At 63.0% G+C, this 22,383-nt stretch carries 17 protein-coding genes and 1 pseudogene; 15 read left to right on the top strand and 3 right to left on the bottom strand.

Translation table 11 applies throughout. The features are described 5' to 3' along the window. The first annotated feature begins 86 nt into the window (after nt 1-86). Nucleotides 87-1,097 (top strand): type I glyceraldehyde-3-phosphate dehydrogenase, encoded by a 1,011-nt coding sequence (gene gap, locus PPGU16_RS13915; RefSeq protein ID WP_180720490.1) that lies wholly within the window; start codon nt 87-89, stop codon nt 1,095-1,097. 814 nt (nt 1,098-1,911) lie between these two features. Here the strand turns inward: gap and PPGU16_RS13910 are convergent. Continuing rightward, nucleotides 1,912-2,604, bottom strand: a complete 693-nt coding sequence (locus PPGU16_RS13910; RefSeq protein WP_180722636.1) for a FadR/GntR family transcriptional regulator — start codon at nt 2,602-2,604, stop codon at nt 1,912-1,914. Between the two features lie 239 nt (nt 2,605-2,843). On the opposite strand from PPGU16_RS13910, the gene PPGU16_RS13905 reads away from it, so the two are divergent. From PPGU16_RS13905 to PPGU16_RS13895, 3 genes are all read left to right on the top strand, one after another. After that, nucleotides 2,844-4,172 (top strand): C4-dicarboxylate transporter DctA, encoded by a 1,329-nt coding sequence (locus PPGU16_RS13905; protein WP_180720489.1) that lies wholly within the window; start codon nt 2,844-2,846, stop codon nt 4,170-4,172. 97 nt (nt 4,173-4,269) lie between these two features. Next, nucleotides 4,270-5,280: an allantoicase gene (gene alc / locus PPGU16_RS13900; protein WP_180720488.1), complete on the top strand. Its 1,011-nt coding sequence runs from the start codon at nt 4,270-4,272 to the stop codon at nt 5,278-5,280. 38 nt (nt 5,281-5,318) lie between these two features. Next, a complete protein-coding gene (locus PPGU16_RS13895) occupies nt 5,319-5,831 on the top strand; it encodes an ureidoglycolate lyase (RefSeq protein WP_180720487.1) in 513 nt (170 codons plus the stop codon). A 116-nt stretch (nt 5,832-5,947) separates the two neighbouring features. Here the strand turns inward: PPGU16_RS13895 and fur are convergent, their stop codons facing one another. Then, nucleotides 5,948-6,376, bottom strand: a complete 429-nt coding sequence (gene fur, locus PPGU16_RS13890; protein WP_054928985.1) for a ferric iron uptake transcriptional regulator — start codon at nt 6,374-6,376, stop codon at nt 5,948-5,950. A gap of 111 nt (nt 6,377-6,487) precedes the next feature. Here fur and PPGU16_RS13885 point away from each other — a divergent pair, with 111 nt between their 5' ends. The 11 genes and pseudogenes from PPGU16_RS13885 to PPGU16_RS13840 all read left to right on the top strand — a co-directional run bounded on the left by PPGU16_RS13885 (nt 6,488) and on the right by PPGU16_RS13840 (nt 21,306). Beyond that, nucleotides 6,488-7,396, top strand: a complete 909-nt coding sequence (locus PPGU16_RS13885; RefSeq protein WP_180720486.1) for an outer membrane protein assembly factor BamE — start codon at nt 6,488-6,490, stop codon at nt 7,394-7,396. Nucleotides 7,397-7,553: 157 nt separating this feature from the next. After that, nucleotides 7,554-8,351 carry a 4-hydroxy-tetrahydrodipicolinate reductase gene (gene dapB / locus PPGU16_RS13880; RefSeq protein WP_180720485.1) on the top strand — a complete coding sequence of 266 codons (798 nt, stop codon included), beginning with the start codon at nt 7,554-7,556 and terminating at the stop codon, nt 8,349-8,351. A 62-nt stretch (nt 8,352-8,413) separates the two neighbouring features. Next, complete coding sequence (locus PPGU16_RS13875; RefSeq protein WP_180720484.1) at nt 8,414-9,163, top strand: MotA/TolQ/ExbB proton channel family protein; 750 nt, start codon at nt 8,414-8,416, stop codon at nt 9,161-9,163. A gap of 79 nt (nt 9,164-9,242) precedes the next feature. Next, nucleotides 9,243-9,710 carry an ExbD/TolR family protein gene (locus PPGU16_RS13870; protein ID WP_180720483.1) on the top strand — a complete coding sequence of 156 codons (468 nt, stop codon included), beginning with the start codon at nt 9,243-9,245 and terminating at the stop codon, nt 9,708-9,710. A gap of 233 nt (nt 9,711-9,943) precedes the next feature. Beyond that, nucleotides 9,944-12,538 (top strand): leucine--tRNA ligase, encoded by a 2,595-nt coding sequence (gene leuS / locus PPGU16_RS13865; protein WP_180722635.1) that lies wholly within the window; start codon nt 9,944-9,946, stop codon nt 12,536-12,538. A gap of 42 nt (nt 12,539-12,580) precedes the next feature. Further along, nucleotides 12,581-13,132 carry an LPS-assembly lipoprotein LptE gene (locus tag PPGU16_RS13860; protein ID WP_180720482.1) on the top strand — a complete coding sequence of 184 codons (552 nt, stop codon included), beginning with the start codon at nt 12,581-12,583 and terminating at the stop codon, nt 13,130-13,132. 42 nt (nt 13,133-13,174) lie between these two features. Then, nucleotides 13,175-14,299 (top strand): DNA polymerase III subunit delta, encoded by a 1,125-nt coding sequence (gene holA, locus PPGU16_RS13855; RefSeq protein ID WP_180720481.1) that lies wholly within the window; start codon nt 13,175-13,177, stop codon nt 14,297-14,299. A 228-nt stretch (nt 14,300-14,527) separates the two neighbouring features. Further along, a complete protein-coding gene (locus PPGU16_RS13850) occupies nt 14,528-15,799 on the top strand; it encodes a glutamate-5-semialdehyde dehydrogenase (protein ID WP_180720480.1) in 1,272 nt (423 codons plus the stop codon). A 14-nt stretch (nt 15,800-15,813) separates the two neighbouring features. After that, entirely contained in the window at nt 15,814-16,236 is a 423-nt protein-coding gene (locus PPGU16_RS13845; RefSeq protein WP_180720479.1) for a CopD family protein, read from the top strand. Nucleotides 16,237-16,875: 639 nt separating this feature from the next. After that, nucleotides 16,876-16,959 (top strand): annotated as a pseudogene (locus tag PPGU16_RS43385) (ESPR domain-containing protein); the annotation flags it as partial. 162 nt (nt 16,960-17,121) lie between these two features. Continuing rightward, the gene (locus PPGU16_RS13840; RefSeq protein WP_243460549.1) at nt 17,122-21,306 is read left to right on the top strand and encodes a YadA family autotransporter adhesin; all 4,185 of its coding nucleotides are present in this window, start codon (nt 17,122-17,124) and stop codon (nt 21,304-21,306) included. Nucleotides 21,307-21,491: 185 nt separating this feature from the next. Here the strand turns inward: PPGU16_RS13840 and PPGU16_RS13835 are convergent, their stop codons facing one another. After that, complete coding sequence (locus PPGU16_RS13835; RefSeq protein WP_180720477.1) at nt 21,492-22,337, bottom strand: MurR/RpiR family transcriptional regulator; 846 nt, start codon at nt 22,335-22,337, stop codon at nt 21,492-21,494. Between the last annotated feature and the right edge of the window lie 46 nt (nt 22,338-22,383).

Below are 22,383 nucleotides of genomic sequence, written 5' to 3'. Positions count from 1 at the left end.
GCGTTTCGCGCGGCGTGCATGACCCCTTCGCCGCGCATCAGCCGAAGCATCACGGTAGAATTTTTTCAGCCATCAGGAGATAGAACATGACGATTCGCGTCGCAATCAACGGCTATGGCCGGATCGGCCGCAACACGCTGCGCGCCTTCTATGAAAACGGCAAGAAGCACGACCTCGAGATCGTCGCGATCAACGATCTTGGCGACGCCAAGACCAACGCGCACCTGACGCAGTACGACACGGCGCATGGCAAGTTCCCGGGCGAAGTGACCGTCGACGGCGAGAACCTGATCGTCAACGGCGACAAGATCCGCGTGCTGGCCAACCGCAACCCGGCTGAGCTGCCGTGGGGCGAACTGGGCGTCGACGTCGTGATGGAATGCACGGGCTTCTTCACGACGAAGGAAAAGGCGAGCGCGCACATCAAGGGCGGCGCAAAGAAGGTGATCATCTCGGCGCCGGGCGGCAAGGACGTCGACGCGACGATCGTCTACGGCGTGAACCACAACGTGCTGAAGGCCGAGCACACGGTCATCTCGAACGCATCGTGCACGACGAACTGCCTTGCGCCGCTCGTCAAGCCGCTGAACGACAAGATCGGTCTGGAAACGGGTCTGATGACCACGATCCACGCGTACACGAACGACCAGGTGCTGACCGACGTGTACCACGAAGACCTGCGCCGCGCGCGTTCGGCCACGCATAGCCAGATTCCGACGAAGACGGGTGCAGCATCGGCTGTCGGTCTGGTGCTGCCGGAACTGAACGGCAAGCTGGATGGCTACGCGATCCGCGTCCCGACCATCAACGTGTCGATCGTCGATCTGTCGTTCATCGCCAAGCGCGACACGACGGTCGATGAAGTGAATGCGATCATGAAGGAAGCGTCGGAAGGCGCGCTGAAGGGCATTCTCGGGTACAACTCGGCGCCGCTGGTCTCGATCGACTTCAACCACAACCCGGCTTCGTCGACGTTCGATGCAACGCTGACCAAGGTGTCGGGCCGTCTGGTGAAGGTGTCGAGCTGGTACGACAACGAGTGGGGTTTCTCGAACCGCATGTTGGATACGGCGGTTGCACTGGCTAACGCGAAGTAAGTTTTTTCGCTTTTCAGCGGGAAGAGGCCGTCCTTTGGGCGGCTTTTTCTTTTTCTTGGGTTTGGTTTTGTCTGCGACGCTGGGTGGGTTGCTTGTGGTTTCGCTTGCATCCGCGTTTTGTTGTTGTGCTTCAAGCGTTGCCCCTGTGCGGGGCGGCACCTACTTTTCTTTGCCGCCGCAAAGAAAAGTAGGCAAAAGAAAGCGGCTCACACCGCCAGTCCTTGTTCCTGCCTGAGGGCCCCCAAAGGGTCTTACACTTCAGACGGCAACCACGTGACTCACGTTCGTTGCCAGCGCGCTTACGGTGCGCCTCACCCGCTTCACGCTCCCGCACTACAGCGACCCTTGCCAGACACTCCTCTGCCGCCCAGGTGGCAAACTGTGTGTAGGCCCAAGTGCTCCACACGCCTCACTTCGAACCGATCGCGCACGCGTTCTACCGTGTAAGAGCGCCAGGCTATACAACGCGACAACCTACACACAGTTTGCCACCTGGGCGGCAGCAACCATTCGCTGCCGCCGGCCCGTGTGCGGGCGTTTGAAGCGGGTGAGGCGTTCATTCAGTGCGTTGGCAACGCAGGCGAACAAGGGCGTTGCCGTGTGAAGGGTGGGGACGTTGGGAGCCCGTGGATAAGAACACGTGCTGGCGGTGTGAGCCGCTTTCTTTTGCCTACTTTTCTTTGCGGCGGCAAAGAAAAGTAGGTGCCGCCCCGCACAGGGGCAACGCATGCGAACCAGAAGCAAACCGCGGATGCCAGCGAAAAGCCTTAAAAACCCCCAGCGTCGCAAAGACAAAAAAACCCAAACCCCAACCTCAAACCTGCGGCGTAGGAAAATAAACCCCAGCGCGTTGCGCCGCATTCGCAATATGCTTCTCGATGGCCAGACCAGCCACATGCGGATCGCGCGCCTTTAGCGCATCGAGAATCGCACGATGCTCATGATAAGTAGTCAGCACAAGCTCACGCCGATAGAACGGCATCCGCTGACTCTCCTTCATGATGTCAGCGCTACTACGCAAAATCGACTCGATAGCAGCATTGCCCGCAATCGCAACGATCCGCATATGAAAGTCAAAATCAAGCTGCGCGGCATCGTCGAGTTCGCCATTGGTCAGCGCTGTGTGTAACGAAGCAATATTGTCCTCGAACCACTCGACATCATCATCGCCAATCGCCAGCGCAGCCATCCTCGCGACAAACCCTTCCAGCGCGAAGCGCATCTGATAAGTATCCGGCAGCGACGACTGATCCGCGAAACGCCAGGGATGCGCCGACGACGCCTTCGTCGATTGCACATACACGCCCTTGCCGGGGCGAATAGTCAACAGCCCGAGCGCCTCGAGCGTCGATAGCGCTTCGCGCAAAGACGCGCGACTGATATCCAGTTCCTCCGACAATTGCCGCTGCGCCGGCAACAAACTGCCGACGGGATAAACGCCGCCCTCGATCCTCTCGCGAATCGTCGAGATGGCGGAGTCGGTAACAGTGTGCGGCACGTTTTTCATAATGTCGGCGGCGGCTCGGTGCGGTCTGACCAGCATTGTAGAACGGCTTTCGATGTTCCGCGCAAACCTTCACCCACACGCAAGTTCCGGGCAAGAAGGCCGGTCAGACCAGATCGGGTAAACACTCTCCCGACAATCCTTGACCTCACTATATCGGCTTCCTACTATTCGCCATAACAGTACTGGTCGGACCAGTATGAACAGATGTTCGAAACCCAACTCGTGACTGGGAGAAAGCCGTGTTGAAGTTTTTCAATTCGCTGTTTGGCCGGGTGGTGATCGCTCTCGTGGCGGGCATCGTGCTCGGAGCGCTATTTCCGCATTTCGCGCAGTCGCTGCGCCCATTGGGCGACGGCTTTCTCAAGCTGATCAAGATGGTGATCGGGCCGATCGTGTTTTGCGTGGTCGTCAGCGGCATGGCGCACGCAGGTGATCTGAAGAAGGTGGGACGCGTCGGCCTGAAAGCCGTCGTCTACTTCGAAATCATGACGACGATCGCGCTCGTGATCGGCGCGGTGCTCGCGTATGCGACGCGGCCGGGCGTCGGCATGAACATCGATCTGCGTACGCTCGACGCCGGCTCGCTGGCCACTTATACCGAGCACGCTAAGAGCCTGAAGGACACGGCCGGTTTCCTGCTGAAGATCATCCCCGACACCGCGATCGATGCGTTCGCGAAAGGCGACATCCTGCAGATTCTCGTGTTCTCCGTGCTGGTCGGCTCCGCGCTGTCGCTGCTCGGGCCGCGAGCGCAGCGCGTCAACGATCTGATCGACGAACTCGCGCAAGTGTTCTTCCGCGTGATGAGCTTCATCATCAAGCTCGCGCCGCTCGGCGTGCTGGGCGCGATCGCGTTCACCACGGGCACCTATGGCGTCGAGTCGCTCAAGCAGCTCGGCATGCTCGTCGTCGTGTTCTACGCGAGCTGCATCGTGTTCGTCGCCGTGGTGCTGGGTATCGTGATGCGTCTCGCCGGGTTCAGCGTGTTCAAGCTGATCCGCTACCTGCGCGAGGAACTGTCGATCGTGCTCGGCACCGCTTCGTCGGATGCCGTGCTGCCGCAGATCATGCGCAAGCTCGAATGGATGGGCGTGAAGGATTCGACCGTCGGTCTGGTGATTCCGACTGGCTACTCGTTCAACCTCGACGGTTTCTCGATCTATCTGACGCTCGCCGTGATCTTCATCGCGCAGGCGACGAATACGCCGCTGTCGATGCACGATCTGATCGTCGTCGTGCTGGTGTCGCTGGTGACGTCGAAGGGCGCGCACGGCATTCCCGGCTCGGCGATCGTGATTCTCGCCGCGACGCTCTCGGCGATTCCCGCGATTCCCGTGCTCGGCCTCGTGCTGATCCTGCCCGTCGACTGGTTTGTCGGCATCGCCCGCGCGCTGACGAACCTGATCGGCAACTGCGTCGCGACCGTCGTCGTCGCCGTGTGGGAAAACGATATCGACAAGGCGCGCGCCCGCCATGTGCTGAATCTCGACAGCGACTATCGCTTCGTCCCCGCCAGCACCGATCACGACGACAACGCGAGCCACGCGAACCCGGCGCACGCCGTCTGACAACGCTTTCCGCCATCTGACCGACCACTCATGGCAAACGCGGCGGACTCACAGTCCGCCGCCTCTCATCTCACTCGAACTCGACACTGAACCGATCATGGCCAATCCGATTCTCGATCCGAACGCACCCGCCTTCACCCGCCGCTACATGAACCTCGCCGATCCGCGTCTGGGCGCGAAGGCGCTCTTTGCCAGCGACGAATTCTTCGCACCCAAAGAGCGGATGCTCGATCCGCAGCCTGCTGTGTTCATCCCCGGCAAATACGACGATCACGGCAAATGGATGGACGGCTGGGAAACGCGCCGCAAGCGCACCACGGGCCACGACTACTGCGTCGTGCGGCTCGCGCGGCCGGGCATCGTGCATGGTGTCGATCTCGACACGAGCCACTTCACGGGCAATTTCCCGCCCGCCGCCTCGATCGAAGCCTGCTATTCGACCGACGACGTCCCCGCCGACAACGCCGACTGGCAAACGCTCGTTCCCGCGACCACGTTGCAGGGCAATCAGCATCACTATGTCGAAGTCAGCGATACGCGCGCGTTCACGCATCTGCGCGTGAATCTGTATCCGGATGGCGGGCTTGCGCGTCTGCGCGTCTACGGGCAACCCAAGCGCGACTGGGAGCGCGTCGAGCGCGGCAGTCTGCTCGATCTGGCCGCAGTCGAAAACGGCGCGTATCTGGTCGCCGCGAACAACCAGCATTTCGGGCCGGCGTCGCAGATGCTGATGCCTGGGCGCGGCGTGAACATGGGCGATGGCTGGGAAACGCGCCGGCGCCGCGAGCCGGGCAACGACTGGGCGATCGTCGCGCTCGCGCGGCCGGGCGTGATCCGCAAGGTCGAAGTGGACACGGCGCACTTCAAGGGTAATTTCCCCGATCGCTGCTCGCTGCAGGCGGCGTCCGTGACGGGCGGCACCGACGATTCGCTCGTCACGCAAGCGATGTTCTGGCCTGTTCTGTTGCCCGAACAGAAACTGCAGATGGACAACGTGCATACGTTCAGCGCCGAACTCACCGCGCTCGGTCCCGTGACGCACGTGCGGTTCAACATTTACCCGGACGGCGGCGTGTCGCGGCTGCGCCTGTGGGGCGAACTCGAATAACGCACGCTGCAAGGCAGAGACGATCGACGGAGACGGCCATGAACACACTGCGCATCGAGCGCCTGACACGCGACGCGTTCGCTCCATTCGGCGACGTGATCGAACTGGACGGCGCGCGCCACTACCCGATCAACGAAGGCACCACCGAGCGCTACCACGACCTCGCGAAAGTCGATGTCGGCACGCAAGGCGGCCGCCCGCTGATCAACGTGTTTCGCGCGCAGCCGCGTGCATGGCCGATCGAAATCGCGATGATGGAGCGGCATCCGCTTGGCAGCCAGGCGTTCGTGCCGCTATCGGATGCGCCTTATCTGATCGTCGTCGCACCCGCAGGCGATCTCGATCCGACCGGGCTCAGAGCGTTCTCGACGCGCGGCTGGCAGGGCGTCAACTACGCGAGAGGCGTCTGGCATCATCCGTTGCTCGCGTTGGAGCGCGTGAGCGATTTTCTCGTCGTCGATCGCGGCGGTGAGGGGCCGAATTGCGATGAGTTGGCGTTGCCGCAAACGTGGCGTCTGGAGCGTGAATCGTTCGAAACAGCGGACGTTTGAGGATCGGTAAGCAGAGGAAAGCAAAAGGCCCGGTCGACGAAATCGACCGGGCCTTTCTACGTCTTACTGGCCATCCGCTCCGGGCCGCGCTGCCGCGAAAGGCCCGGAAACCCGCGTCAATGCTTGCGATGCGGGCATTTGTCCTTGGTGCACACGCCATACAGCGCCAGCGCGTGTTCCTGCAGCTTGAAGCCGCGTTCTTTCGCGATTGCCTGCTGGCGGTTTTCGATTTCAGGGTCGAAAAACTCTTCGACCAGCCCGCAATCGATACACACCAGATGGTCGTGGTGCGTTCCTTCGTTCAGCTCAAATACGGCTTTACCCGACTCGAAGTTGCTGCGCGACAGCAGGCCCGCTTGCTCGAACTGCGTGAGCACGCGGTACACCGTGGCGAGCCCGATATCCAGCTCTTCATGCAGCAGGCTGCGGTAGACATCTTCGGCGGTCAGATGGCGCACCGGGCTGTGCTGAAAGATTTCCAGAATCTTGAGGCGCGGTAGGGTCGCCTTGAGTCCGATATTTTTCAGATCGGTTGGATTGGTCATGGCAAGGGATCCCTAGAGTACAATGCAGGGTTCTAATGGTAATGTGAATTGCTGTTCAGGTCATCTTACACGGAAACACGCGCGGCTCGCGTAGCCCGCACGGTGAGGGAAATGATTCCAAAAGCTCTATTGATCAACCGGGGGAGCCGCATACGGCGTACCTTGATCGTCGCGGCGGCGGTGGCGGTTCTTGCTGGATGTTCCACGTATGACAGCCTGACTCAGCGTGTTGCCCAAAGCATCACGCCGTACCGCATTACCGTGGTTCAAGGTAACTTCGTCTCGAAGGAAGCGGCCGCGCAAATGCAGGTCGGCATGTCGCGCGCCCAGGTCCGGCAAATACTTGGCACGCCGCTTCTGGCAGATATGTTCCACGCGGACCGCTGGGACTACGTCTTCTATTTCAAGCGCGGCTCGACGGCAGTCGTCCAGCAGCGCGATTTCATCGTGAACTTCACGGGTGATCGCGTCGCGAGCTGGTCGGGCGGCGAAGATCTGCCGTCCAACCTCGAACTGCTCGCCGAAATCGACGGCGATCGTACAGGCAAGAAAGTGAAGGTTGCGCCTGTGGTCGCCAGTTCGACGGCCGAGGCGAGCGCGGCGGCTGCAGCGGCTGCGCCTGCGCCTGCGCCCGTCGCCGTGCCCGACACCGTGCGCTCGGCGACTTCCGATGCCGCGCAGGCCGGCAATCTGCCCGCTGTCGACGCGAACGCGCAGGCCGCGCAGGCTGCGAACCGCGCGACCAACGCGGTTCAGTCGCCCGCGCCTGGCACGACGCCGTCGGTGCGCGCGAACACGCCGCAGTCGAATGGTGGCGTGCCGCAGAACTCCACCGAGCCGGGCCAGCCGCAGTTCCGCTTCACGCGTCCGCCGCCTCCGCAGATGCAGGGCGTACCGAGCGACAACCCGGTCGGCCCGACGGGCCCAACGGGTCCGGAAAGCAACAACGGCCAGTCGAAAGACGCGCCCGCGAAGTCGTCGCAATCTTCCGCACAATCGGGCACGGGAACGGGCGGCTGATTCCGTTGTCCCTAACATGACGGGCGGCGTGTCCGCCCGTCATGCGTTTTGCCGCGACGTCGTGTCGCTCTGAGACGCCGCCCGCTTCGTTTCTTTTGTCGCCTCCCGGCGCGCTGCCTGTCGGCGCGATGTGCAGGCGCTGTTAGCAGGACTACCCATGAAAATTGCCATCGCGGGCGCGTCGGGCCGCATGGGCCGGATGCTCATCGAAACCGTCCTCAACGATCCTGAAGTCACGCTGTCGGGTGCGCTCGACCGCACGGGCGCGCCGCAACTCGGCCAGGACGCGGGCGCGTTCCTCGGCAAGCAGACGGGCGTACTGATGTCGGACGATATCGACGCCGTGCTCGCACAATCCGACTATCTGATCGACTTCACGCGCCCCGAGGGTACGCTCGCGCACATCGACGCGGCGTTGCGCACGAACACGAAGCTCGTGATCGGCACGACGGGCTTCGACGAAGCACAGAAGGCGCAGATTCGCGCTGCGGCGGAAAAAATCGGCATCGTGTTCGCGTCGAACTTCAGCGTCGGCGTGAACGTGACGATGAAGCTGCTCGAATTCGCCGCCAAGCATTTCTCGCAAGGCTACGACATCGAAATCATCGAGGCGCATCACCGTCACAAGGTCGACGCGCCGTCGGGCACGGCGCTGACGATGGGCGAAGTGATCGCCAACGCGCTTGGCCGCAAGCTCGAAGATTGCGCCGTCTACGCACGCGAAGGCGTGACGGGCGAACGCGATCCGTCCACCATCGGTTTTTCGGCGATTCGTGGCGGCGATATCGTCGGCGACCATACGGTGCTGTTTGCGGGCATCGGCGAGCGCATCGAAATTACGCACAAATCGGCGAGCCGTCTGTCGTACGCGCAAGGCGCGGTGCGCGCGGTTCGCTTCCTCGAAGGCCACCCGAACGGCCTGTTCGACATGCAGGACGTGCTCGGCTTGCACTAAGCCCCGCGTCAGCCTGTTCTCACCCGCCAAGGCGCCGTAGCCGAGGCGACCCAAGAGCTCCAATGGCAGACACCGGCATCATCCACTACCTGCAAACCAGCGACGCCATCACGCATGGCGTCGCGTACGTACTGCTGGCGATGTCGGTTGCGAGCTGGTGTTTTCTGATCGTCAAAAGCTGGATACTGAGCCGCGCGAAGCGGCAAGGGCCGCGCGCCATCGTGCGCTTCTGGCAGGCGCCGACGCTGTCCGATGGCGTCGCGGCGCTGCGTCTCGCGGATCGCGAGCATATCTTTTCTCCGTTGGCGGAAGCGGCGCTGCAGGCATCGGAAGTCGAGACGCCGGGCGTGCTGCTCGCGCGCGTCGAACGCAGCGAACGCGTGCTGCGGGCGCTGCGCCAGGCGCTGCACCGCTCGCAGCGGCGGCTGGAATTCGGGCAGGTGCTGCTGGCGTCGGTGGGCAGCACGGCGCCGTTCGTCGGCTTGCTCGGCACGGTGTGGGGCATTTATCACGCGCTCGGCAGCATCGCGCAGAGCGGGCAGGCGATGATCGAGAACGTCGCGGGCCCCGTCGGCGAGGCGCTCATCATGACGGCGTTCGGCCTCGTCGTCGCGATTCCCGCCGTGCTCGCCTATAACGTGCTCGGGCGGATGGTGCGGCAGTTGTCGGAGGAACTCGACGGCTTTGCGCACGATCTGCACGCCTACGTCTGCGCGCCTGCGGGCGATGGACCCGGTAATACGCCCGACAACACGCGCGGCGGCGCGCGCGGCGATCACGGCGAACGGGCGCCCGCGCGGACGCAGGCATAGCGCCGCATCGGGCAGGCGGCTGACGCGCCGAGACAGCAGGCACCGGCAAGTATCAAACGGCAAGAGCGAGGCACGACACATGGCATTCGGCGGACTCGACAGGCACAAGACGGCCGCGCCGATGGCGGACATCAACATGACGCCGCTGATCGACGTGATGCTGGTGCTGCTCGTCATCTTCATCATCACGGCACCGCTGTTCACGCACGCGATCCGGCTGGATCTGCCGCGCGTCGCGGCCGCCGAGGCGCGCGAGACGCCGCAGACGATCACGCTGTCGATCGACGCCGCGGGCAAGCTCTACTGGAACGACAAGCCCATCACGCTGGACCAGATGCGCGCGCAGTTCAACGACGCGGGCAAGCAGAAGGACCAGCCGGAAATCCATCTGCGCGCCGAGCGCTCGACGCGCTACGAAGTGATCGCGCAGGTGATGGGCGCGGCGCAGCAGGCGGGTCTGGAACGGATCGGCTTCGTGACGGAGCCGCCGGGCGACGCCAAACCGGGCCAGCCGGCGCCTGCAGTCGGCGCATCGTCCGCGCAATAACCGAAGCGCGCCGTCTGCCGGGCCAAAAGCCCGCATTCACCGCTCATCGCGCCGAATCGGCGGGCAAAACGTATCGCACACGCTCAATCGCGCGCGGCGTGAACCCGGCCGAACGGTATAATCAGCCCTTTCCCCTTGACGAAAGGGGAACCGACAAGATTTTCATCAAGCAGAGCACCGTGCCGGTGCCGAAGCATCCGAACAGCGGCACCGAACAGCGATCCCATCACACCATGCACGAAAAATACGTTCCCTCCGACGTCGAATCCGCCGCGCAAGGACAATGGCGCGCCACCGACGCGTACAAAACGACGGAAAAGGCCGACAAGCCGAAGTTCTATTGCGTTTCGATGCTGCCGTATCCGTCGGGCAAGCTGCACATGGGGCACGTACGCAACTACACGATCAACGACGTGATGTACCGCTATCTGCGGATGAACGGCTACAACACGCTGATGCCGATGGGCTGGGACGCGTTCGGCATGCCCGCCGAAAACGCCGCGATGGCCAACAACGTGCCGCCCGCAAAGTGGACGTACGACAACATCGCGTACATGAAGAAGCAGATGCAGTCGATGGGTCTTGCCATCGACTGGTCGCGCGAAGTCGCCACCTGCAGCCCGGACTACTACAAGTGGAACCAGTGGATCTTCCTGAAGATGCTCGAAAAGGGCATCGCGTACAAGAAGACGGGCACCGTGAACTGGGACCCCGTCGATCAGACCGTGCTCGCCAACGAGCAGGTGATCGACGGCCGAGGCTGGCGTTCGGGCGCGCTCGTCGAGAAGCGCGAAATCCCGATGTACTACATGCGCATCACGCAGTACGCGGATGAGCTGCTGAACGATCTCGAAGGCCTCGGCTGGCCCGAGCGCGTGAAGATCATGCAGCAGAACTGGATCGGCAAGAGCTTCGGCGTGAACTTCGGCTTCCCGTACGAACTGGACGGCGAGCAGAAGCTGCTGCGCGTGTTCACGACGCGCGCCGACACGATCATGGGCGTCACCTTCTGCGCGGTCGCGGCCGAGCATCCGCTGGCCACGCATCTCGCACAGGGACGGCCGGAGCTGCAGGCGTTCATCGACGAATGCAAGCACGGCGGCGTCGCCGAAGCCGACATGGCGACGATGGAAAAGAAGGGCATGGCCACGGGCTTTTTCGTCACGCATCCGCTGACGCAGGAAAAGGTCGAGGTGTGGATCGGCAACTACGTGCTGATGAGCTACGGCGAAGGCGCCGTGATGGGCGTGCCCGCGCACGACGAGCGTGACTTCGCGTTCGTCAAGAAGTACGGCATTCCCGTCAAGCAGGTGGTCGCGGTCGAAGGCCAGCCGTTCTCGACGGACGCCTGGCACGAGTCGTACGGCGACAAGGAAAACGGCGTCCTGGTCAACAGCGGCAAGTACGACGGCCTCAAGTACGGCGAAGCCGTCGACGCAATCGCGGCTGATCTGAAAGCGCTGGGCCTCGGCGACAAGCAGGTCACGTGGCGTCTGCGCGACTGGGGCATCTCGCGCCAGCGCTACTGGGGTACGCCGATCCCGATCATCCATTGCCCGTCGTGCGGCGATGTGCCGGTGCCCGAGAAGGATCTGCCCGTCGTGCTGCCGGAAGATCTCGTACCGGACGGCACGGGCAATCCGCTCGCGAAGTCGGAAGCGTTCCTGAACTGCACGTGTCCGACCTGCGGCGCGGCCGCGAAGCGCGAGACCGACACGATGGACACGTTCGTCGATTCGTCCTGGTACTTCTATCGCTACGCTGCACCCGACGCGAAGACGATGGTCGACGAGCGGACCGACTACTGGATGCCGATGGATCAGTACATCGGCGGCATCGAGCACGCCATTCTTCACCTGTTGTACTCGCGCTTCTGGGCGAAGGTCTGCCGCGATCTGGGCATCGTGAAGTTCGGCGAGCCGGCGAAGAACCTGCTCACGCAGGGCATGGTGCTCAACGAAACGTACTACCGCGAAAACGACGCCGGCAAGAAGACCTGGTACAACCCGGCCGACGTCACCGTCACGCACGACGACAAGGGCCGCCCGGTCGGCGCGACGCTCAATGCCGACGGCCAGCCCGTCGTGCTGGGCGGCGTCGAGAAGATGTCAAAGTCGAAGAACAACGGCGTCGATCCGCAAGTGCTGATCGATCAGTACGGCGCGGATACCGCGCGTCTGTTCACGATGTTCGCAGCGCCGCCCGAGCAACAGCTCGAATGGTCGGGCGCGGGCGTCGAAGGCGCGAGCCGCTTCCTGCGCCGCGTGTGGTCGTTCGGTCAGGCGAATGAAGCGGCGCTCTCGCAGCGCGGCGCTTTCGACGCCGCGAAGCTCACCGATACCGAGAAGACGCTGCGCCGTGAAATCTACAGCGTGCTGAAGCAGGCGGACTTCGACTATCAGCGTCTGCAGTACAACACGGTCGTGTCGGCGGCGATGAAGATGCTCAACGCGGTCGAAGGTGCGAAGGGCGCGGGCGCTGCCGTGCTGCGCGAAACCTACGGCGTGCTGCTGCGCGTGCTGTACCCGGTCGTGCCGCACGTCACGTTCCAGTTGTGGCAGGAACTCGGCTACGAAGCCGAGTTCGGCACGCTGCTCGACGCGCCGTGGCCGAAGGTCGACGAAAAGGCGCTGGAGCAGAGCGAGATCGAACTCGTGCTGCAGGTGAACGGTAAGGTGCGCGGCGCCGTGACGGTCGCGAAGGACGCATCGCGCGAAGCGATCGAAGCCGTCGCGCTCGCGCACGAAATGTTCGCGAAGTTCAGCGAGGGCAAGCCGGCGAAGAAGGTGATCGTCGTGCCGGGCCGCCTCGTGAACATCGTCGTCTGATGCACGCATCGATTGCGCTTTAACTGCGAACCAGGAGCTCATGTGACTCGCAGATCGTTTTTGACTCTGGCGTGCAGCGCGGCGCTACTGTCCGCGTGCGGCTTCCAGCTGCGCGGCCAGCAGGACTACGCGTTCAAGCGGCTCGCCATCACGGGCGCGACGGCGCCCGTTTCAGCGCGCCTCACGCGCATGGTGCAGGGCGGCAGCGACACCGTGATCGTGAATTCGCCCGCCAACGCCGACGCCATCCTGTCGATTTCCGAAGGACGCGGCAACAGCGTGCTGACGCTGAACTCGCTGGGCGTCGTCGAGGAATACGCGCTCGACTACTGGCTGAACTACACGGTGCGCGGCGCGGACGGCACGCTACTGATTCCGCCTAGCGCGATCCATCTGAATCGCGCGATGACGTATAGCGACCAGTTCTCGCAAGCGAAGGCTTCGGAAGCGGACATCCTGTACGCGGACATGCAGAACGACGCCGTCGATCAGCTGATGCGCCGTCTTGCCGTCGTGCGTTCGCTGCATCCGGCGCCGGGCCAGGAAGTGCCGGGCGTCAATCCGCGCGCGCCGCTGCCGCCTCCGCCGCTTTGATCCACGGCATCGACCTGCTTTCACTCTCGTTCATCCGTCGCCATGCAACTGCGTCTTGACGCGCTCGAAGCGCATCTCGCGAAAGGTCCCGCCGCTCTGTACGTCGTGTACGGCGACGAGCATCTGCTCGCGCAGGAAGCGTGCGACCGCATCCGCGCGGCGGCGCGGGCGAGCGGCTTCACCGACCGCACGGTGTTCACGGTCGAGCGCGGCTTCGACTGGAGTTCGCTGCTTGGCGCGAGCCAGTCGATGTCGCTGTTCGGCGACCGGCAACTGGTCGAATTGCGCATCCCGACGGGCAAGCCCGGCAAGGAAGGCGCGGATGCGCTGAAGACGTTGGCCGCATCGGCGAATCCCGATGTGCTGACGCTCGTTACGTTGCCGCGCCTCGACGCGGCAACGCAAAAGTCCGCGTGGTTCACCGCGCTGGCCGATGCGGGCGTCGCGCTGAAGATCGATCCCGTCGAGCGCGCGCAGTTGCCTGGCTGGGTCGGCCAGCGTCTCGCGCAGCAAGGTCAGCGCGTCGCGCCGGGCGAAGAGGGCAAGCGCGCGCTGCAGTTCATCGCCGAGCGCGTCGAAGGCAATCTGCTCGCTGCGCATCAGGAAATCCAGAAGCTCGGGCTGCTGTATCCGTCCGGCGCGCTGTCGTTCGAACAGGTTCATGACGCCGTGCTCAACGTCGCGCGCTACGACGTGTTCAAGCTCAATGAAGCGATGCTCGCGGGCGATGTCGGCCGTTTGTCGCGGATGATCGACGGGCTGAAGGGCGAAGGCGAAGCCGCTGTGCTCGTGCTGTGGGCCGTCGTCGAAGAAATTCGGACGCTGCTGCGTATCAAGCGCGGTGTCGAGGCGGGCAAGCCGCTGCCGATGCTGCTGCGCGAAAACCGCGTGTGGGGGCCGCGCGAGCGGCTCGTCGGGCCGGCGCTGTCGCGTGTGACAGAGGCGTCGCTGGAAAAGGCGCTGGCGTTGGCGGCGAAGCTCGATCGGCAGGTGAAGGGGTTGTCGGGCGGCACACCGGGCGATCATCGCAACGACCCACCGCCGGATCCGTGGGCGGGGCTTTTCGAACTCGCGATGGCCGTCGCTGGCGCATCCGCTTCCGAGGCGCGTGCCGTGCCCAATCGCCCAGCTCCAGCGCGACCGGCGCCAATGCGCCGACCGTCGTAGGCTGTCGCACGCTTGACGGATCTGGCCGCTGACCTTGCCTGAATCAAGCGGGCGTATCGGCGGAACACCGGATTCATCGCAAACGCGGCGCGGCAGCCTTTCCCAGCCCGTGACACGGCGCCGCTCGCCCGAGCAGACAACTGTCACACGTCATACAATCGGCGGATCGTTCCGCTTACAGAAATCGTCTGCCGCATCCACGCATATCGCGGCACAACGGGAATCATCATGGATATCGACCAGTACATGACCGACCTCGGCCGCCGCGCGCGTCACGCATCGCGTGCGATGGCGCGGGCGTCGACGGCGGCGAAGAATGCCGCGCTCGAAGCCATTGCAGTCGCGATCGAACGCGAGACTGGCGCACTGAAAGCAGCGAATGCGCGTGACCTGGCGCGTGCTCGCGAGAAAGGTCATGACGCTGCGTTCATCGATCGCCTGACGCTGTCGGACAAGGCGTTGAAGACGATGGTCGAAGGCTTGCGGCAGGTAGCCGCGCTGGCCGATCCGATCGGCGAGATCAGCAATCTGAAGTATCGGCCGAGCGGCATTCAGGTCGGCCAGATGCGCGTGCCGCTGGGTGTGATCGGCATCATCTACGAATCGCGGCCGAACGTGACGATCGACGCGGCGGCGCTGTGCCTCAAATCTGGCAACGCGACGATCTTGCGCGGTGGATCCGAAGCGCTCGAATGCAACACGGCGCTGGCGAAGCTGATCGGCGAAGGGCTCGAAAAAGCGGGCTTGCCGCAGGAAGCGGTGCAAGTGGTCGAGACGTCCGATCGCGCGGCAGTCGGCAAGCTCATCACGATGACCGAATACGTCGACGTGATCGTGCCGCGCGGCGGCAAGAGCCTGATCGCGCGTCTGATGGAAGAAGCGCGCGTGCCGATGATCAAGCACCTCGACGGCATTTGCCACGTGTATGTCGACGATCGCGCGGACATCGCGAAGGCGATGACGGTTTGCGATAACGCGAAGACGCATCGTTACGGCACGTGCAACACGATGGAGACGCTTTTGGTCGCACGCGGTATCGCGGCCGAGGTGCTGCCGGCGCTCGGCAAGCTGTATCGCGGCAAGGACGTGGAACTGCGTGTCGATCCTGCGGCGCGCAAGGTGCTGGAAGCGGCGGGTGTCACGCCGCTGGTCGATGCAACCGAAGAAGACTGGCGCACCGAATATCTCGCGCCCGTGCTGGCGATCAAGGTCGTCGACGGCATCGACGAGGCGATCGAACACATCAACGAATACGGCTCGCATCACACGGATGCGATCGTCACGGAAGACCACGACCGCGCGATGCGCTTCCTGCGCGAAGTGGATTCGGCGAGCGTGATGGTCAATGCGTCGACGCGTTTTGCCGACGGCTTCGAGTTCGGGCTTGGCGCGGAGATCGGCATTTCCAACGACAAGCTGCATGCGCGCGGTCCCGTCGGACTGGACGGGCTGACGTCGATGAAATACGTCGTGCTGGGGCACGGCGAAGGCCGTCAATAATTTCAGAAGGATGGATGCCGATGCTGTGGATCAAGACGTTTCACATCGTTCTGGTGGCCTCATGGTTCGCGGGGCTTTTCTATCTGCCGCGAATCTACGTGAATCTCGCGATGGAGACCGACCCGAATGCGGTGAAGCGCCTCTTGCTCATGGCGCGCAAGCTGTTTCGTTTCATGACGTTCATTGCGGTACCGGCGTTGGCATGCGGTCTGTGGCTGTGGCTCGCGGTCGGCATCGGCAGTGGGCAGGGCTGGATTCACGCGAAGGTTGGCGTGGTCGTGCTGCTGATCGTTTATCACGCGTATTGCGGCGTGCTGCTGCGCACTTTCGAACGTGGTGAAAATACGCGCTCGCACAAGTGGTATCGGATGTTCAATGAGCTTCCTGTTCTCGGCATGCTCGCGGCCGTCGCGCTGGTGGTGATCAAACCTTTCTGATGTTTCTACGGGGCTTCGGCCCCGTTGTCTTTTCTGCCATCCGATATTGACCCATCAGCGAACGCTGAGCGCGGCACATTGCGTGTGCAGAAAACGTCAGAGCAACGCTCGTTGCGGCTGGCTCGTTTCGATTCTCACCTCGTAGATTTCCTATCGATGTTTATTTCTCTCTGCGCGACTGTCGGAAGACTTCGACATCGTTCAGCGAGGGGCAATTACGCAGAACGTTCGCGTGATTCCGGATTTATTTCTGCCTTCAATGTCTCTATGTACTGCTAGATAAATCTTAGATTAACATCAACAGAATAAGAGTCGCGTAAAAGAATTTATCCAGATGTGACCAGTTTACTAGCAATATAGGATGAGAAATCTGATTTAAGAGTAGTCCTATTCGCCGTATGTTTGACGCTCAATAAAGTTCGACTCCACTACGTCAAGATGGCAGAGGATTCTTCAATGGGACGCGAATCTGCAACATACAGCGTCGCGAAGTTGTGTCCTTGACGTCGGTGTTCGCTGTGCTTCGTCAGATTTAATCCGCTGCTTTTTGTGTGTTACGCCACGGGGCAGATGTAGGAAGCAGCGCGGAACGGAGCTATCGGTGACGTGTCGATTTCGTCAATAAATTTAGGATAACGGATGAATAAGGCTTATCGGTCGGTATGGAATGAGTCGTCAGGGACTTGGGTGGCGGTTCAGGAAAATGCCCGAGGGCGGACGAAAAAGTCCGCACGCTCGGTGTTGATTCTCAGCGCAATTTCTTCGGCGGTTGGGTTGATGACGGCGATGCCGGCGTGGGCGACTGCGATAGCAGGTTACTGCACGCCTTCGAATGCCGGTAACGGTTACTGGTCAAACGTGGCGGGATGCGGGGCCGATGCGGGTGTGCCAAACTCTCCGCACAATCTCGGTGAAACAGTCATCGGCAGCTACGGGTACGTGCCGACCAACATCAGCTTCGGGACGATCTTCGGTTTTGCGGGCCAGGCAAACGCAATGTATGGCACGGCCTTGGGCGCGAACGGTGTCGTGTCCAGCGGTGCGCAGAATAGTGTGGCGCTCGGATCGGGCTCGGTGGCGACAGATCCCAACACGGTTTCGGTCGGCCGGGTTGGCAACAATCCGCTGTACAACGTCCATACAGACAACGGAGATGGAACCTCAGCCGACGCGACGCCGATGAACCAGTCGCTCCTCGGCACGCTGACGCGCCGCATCACGAACATGTCGGCCGGTATCAACGATAACGACGCCGTGAACGTGTCGCAGGTCAAAGGCGTCACGAAGGCACTGGGCGGCGGCGCGGGCGTCAACTCGGATGGCTCGATTGCAGCGCCCAAGTATGCAGTCCAAGGCGCGAACTTCAGCGACGTAGGCTCGGCTCTGTCGAAGCTCGACTCCGCGACGACGGCCAATTCGACCAGCATCACGAACATCCAGAACACCGTCAACAACATCAGCAATGGCAACGGGTTCAAATACGTTCACGTGAACTCGTCCGGCGCAGATTCCGTTGCATCGGGCAGCAACGCGGTCGCGGTCGGCATGTCGGCGACGGGCGCGGGCCAGAGCGGCGTGGCACTCGGTTCGTCGAGCCTCGCGAAAGGGGACTGGTCCGAAGCGATCGGCAATTCTGCACAGGCGAACGCGCTCGGAGACATAGCGCTCGGTGCGTCTTCCACGGCAACGGGCGGCGGCAATTACCTCTTCGCAACTGCGCTGGGTTCGAACGCGACGGCGGCTGGTTCGCAGACTACGGCGGTAGGTGGCTGGTCGCAGGCGACGGCGGCGTACGCGACGGCAGAGGGTTATAACAGCCAGGCAACGGGTTCTAACGGCACGGCCGTAGGCGTCAACGCTAAAGCGTCGCAGACGGGCGCTACGGCATTGGGTTCGGCGGCAATCGGCTCGGGACAAAACGCGCTGGCGGCCGGCACGGGCGCGACGGCATCGGCATATGGCGATGTTGCCGTCGGCTACTGGACGCATACGGCGGGTACGGGTGGCGCGACGGCAGTGGGCGACCAGTCGTCGGCGCTGACTGGCGGGGCATTCGCAGGTGGTCTGTCGGCCACGGCATCCGGCACGTCGGCGACCGCGATCGGCAATGCATCGACGGCGAGCGGCGGTTATTCGAATGCGATGGGCTATCAGGCCAACGCTGCGGGTCAGGACAGCGTGGCGATTGGCACGCAGGCAAACGTCGGCGCAGCGGGCGGGCAGAGCGTAGCGATCGGTGCGCGTGCAACGGCGACGGCGGAGAATTCCGTCGCGCTGGGTACGAACTCGACGACGACGGCGAACCTGTCGGCAGCGGGTTACAACCCGGGCACGGGTGCGCTGTCGGGCATCGCGTCGGCGGCTAACGGCGAAGTGTCGGTGGGCAAGGCAGGTGCAGAACGTCGCGTGACGAACGTGGCGGCAGGCTCTGCTGCGACGGACGCGGTGAACGTGAGCCAGTTGCAGTCGGAAGACGCGAAGGTCAACGGCATCAGCAGCAACGTGTCGAGCCTGAGCAACACCGTCAACAACATCAACACGGCGACGACCAACGTCACGAATACCGTGACGAACATCGTCAACGGTGGTGGCGTCAAATATTTCCACGCGAATTCGGGTCAGGCGGACGCGGTGGCAAGCGGCTCGAACTCGGTTGCAGTCGGTGACCGCGCCAATTCGATGGGCGGTTCGTCAGTGGCCGTGGGTGACGGCGCGACGGCAGTTGGCGCGGCAAGCGTCGCAATTGGCAACAACGCAAAGAACGCAGCTGCTGCGAACAACTCGGTCGCGATCGGCGGTGACTCGGCCTCGGGCGACAAGTCCGTGACGATCGGTAATGGCGCAAATTCGACGAACTCGTCGTGGGCCGTTGCAGTGGGCACGAACGCGAACGTGTCGGGCGCGCTCGGTGTCGCGATCGGCGGGGGCTCGGTGGCATCGGGCGCGAACGGCGTGTCGATCGGACCGAACGCGATCGCTTCGGGCGCCAATACCGTTGCGCTGGGTAGTGGCGCGAATGCATCGGCTGGTAACTCGGTGGCGCTGGGTCAGGGCTCGACGACGACGGCGAACCTGTCGACTGCGGGCTGGAACCCGGGTTCGGGCACGCTGTCGGGCATCGCATCGGCGACGAATGGCGAAGTGTCGGTGGGCAAGGCAGGCGCAGAACGTCGCGTGACGAATGTGGCTGCAGGCTCTGCTGCGACGGACGCGGTGAACGTGAGCCAGTTGCAATCGGAAGATGCGAAGGTCAACGGCATCAGCAGCAACGTGTCGAGCCTGAGCAACACCGTCAACAACATCAACACGGCGACGACCAACGTCACGAATACCGTGACGAACATCGTCAACGGTGGCGGTATCAAGTACTTCCACTCGAACTCGACGCTGGCGGATTCCGTGGCAGCAGGTGCTGATTCGGTTGCGATCGGTGGTGGCGCAAGCGCGGCGGCTGCGAACTCCGTGGCGCTGGGCGCGGGCTCGACGACGACGGCGAACCTGTCGGCAGCGGGCTGGAATCCGGGCACGGGCACGCTGTCGGGCATTGCGTCGGCGGCTAACGGCGAAGTGTCGGTGGGCGCATCGGGCAAGGAACGTCGCATCACCAACGTTGCAGCGGGTTACGCCGCGACCGACGCGGTGAACGTGAGCCAGTTGCAGTCCGAAGACGCGAAGGTCAATGCCGCGGGGTCGAGCATCGCGAACGTGTTGGGTGGCGGTTCGACGTACGACGCGTCGACGGGCACGATCACGGGTCCGACGTTCACTCTCGGCGGCAAGACGGTCACGTCGATTGCAGGCGCGATCACCAACCTGGACGACCGCGTGACGCAGAACTCGACGTCCATCAGCAACATCATGAACCAGATCGACAACGGCCAGTTCGGCAGTCTGGTTCAGCAGGTGTCGCCGAATGGCGCGGTGACGGTCGCGGCGTCGACGGGCGGCACGCTCGTCAACTTCGCGGGCACGGCTGGCGCGCGCGTGCTGACGGGTGTTGCCAACGGCAGCGTGAATGCGTCGAGCAAGGACGCAGTGAACGGTTCGCAGCTGTACGCAACGAACCAGAACCTCGCCAACCTGACCAACGTCGTGAACAACATCTCGACGACGGGTTCTGGCACGGGGGCGCAGTCGAAGTACTTCCACGCGAACTCGACGCTGGCGGATTCGTCCGCAACGGGCACGAACGCAACGGCGATCGGCGGTGCCGCATCGGCTTCGGGCGCGAACTCGGTGGCATTGGGTTCGGGTTCGGTGGCGGACAGCGACAACACGGTGTCGGTGGGCTCGGCAGGCAACGAACGCCGGATAACCAATGTTGCAGACGCAGTGGCGGGCACGGACGCGGTCAACTACGCGCAGATGAACGCCGCGCTTGCCAAGGTGCAGAACGCGCCGGCCGGCAGCGATGCGATGGTCGCAGTCGATGGCGACCGCGTCACGGAAGCTGCGAGCGTGAACGGCACGCACGCGATGGCAATGGGTCCGAGCGCAAGCGCTACGGCCTCGCAAGCGATCGCGTCGGGCTACAACGCGCAGGCGAGCGGCGACAGCTCGATCGCGATGGGCGCCAACTCGAAGGCAACGGCGGAGCGTGCCGTCGCGTTGGGTGACGGCTCCATCGCGGATCGTGCGAACACCGTGTCGGTGGGCTCGGCGGATAACCAGCGTCAGATCACCAATGTCGCGGCGGGTACGCAGACGACGGACGCAGTCAACGTCGGTCAGCTGAACAGCTCGATTGCGGCAGCCATCGGTGATATGCCGGCAGGCATGTCGGCCAAGGACTATACGGATCAGCAGATCCAGCAGGTCCAGGCCGGCGTCAACGACGTCGCGCGCAATGCCTACTCGGGTATCGCGGCCGCTACGGCGCTGACGATGATTCCGGACGTCGATCAGGGCAAGACGATCGCGGTCGGTATCGGCGGTGCGTCGTACAAGGGCTATGCGGCTTCGGCGCTGGGCATCTCGGCACGCATCACGCAGAACATCAAGGTCAAGGCCGGCGCGGGCATCAGCGCGCAAGGCACGACCTTCGGTGTCGGCGGTTCGTACCAGTGGTAAGCATCGCGGCGTAAGTGCAAAGGCGGCGCGGTCATGGCCGCCTGAGCGCAACTTTCACCAGTAGTACGCTTCAAAACGAAACGGGCTCCTTCGGGAGCCCGTTTTGCGTTTGTATGTCTGATTCGCCTGCCTGAAACGCGGCGTGTGCCGGATCGCTGGAGCGTGCTTCGACGCACGCAGCAGAGCTATTCCTGCGGCCCGATCCGGCGCCTCGCGATCAGATCCTTCGCGCCAGCCAGTTTTTCTGCCAGCTCCGGTCCGCGCTGCAACGCGACACCGACGGCCAGAATGTCGCCGATCGCGAGATGCGACGTGCGCGACGTCATCGGCGAGAAGATGTCGGTGTCTTCGTCGACGTTGGCAAACAGTCCAATCGATGCGATCCGCGCGAGCGGCGAGTTCCCATGTGTGACGGCAATCACCTTGGCGCCTACCGCAAGCGCGGATTTCGCCGCGTCGATGATGTCGCGCGTGCGCCCCGTATTCGAGATCGCGACGACGACATCGCCTTCGCCCAGCAGTGCCGCCGACATCAGAAACGTATGCGGATCCGAATACGCGACGCTCGGCATGCCAAGCCGGAAAAACTTGTGCTGCATGTCGAGCGCGGCGATGCCCGAACCGCCCGCGCCATAAAACTCGATGCGTTTTGCCCGCGCGAGCACCTGAATCGCCGCCGCCACACTGTCCGACGAAAGGTTGTTGCGCACCTGGATCAACGCGCCAATGGTCCGGTCGAGCACCTTCGCGGCGACGCCGGGCGTCGGTTCGTCGGGGCGCACGTCGCGGTAGACGGCGGGCACCTCCGTTGCTATCCCTTGAGCAAGGCGGATCTTGAATTCACGGAAGCCGGAAAACCCGAGCGCATGGCAGAAGCGTGCGATGGTCGGCTGGCTGACGCCGGCGCGCGCGGCGACCTCCGTCATCGACAGGTCGAGCACTTCCCGCGGCGCCTCGATCACGTAGTCAGCCAGCTTGCGCTCCGAAGGGCGCAGCTGGTCGCGCATCGCTTCCACCTGGGACAGCATCATTGGAAATCTCACACTATGCTGAAGAATGCGTGGACTATAGCTGATA

Origin of the sequence: Paraburkholderia largidicola, assembly GCF_013426895.1 — a bacterium.
GTDB classification, from domain to species: domain Bacteria; phylum Pseudomonadota; class Gammaproteobacteria; order Burkholderiales; family Burkholderiaceae; genus Paraburkholderia; species Paraburkholderia largidicola.
This window is presented reverse-complemented; position numbering and strand designations above follow the sequence as displayed.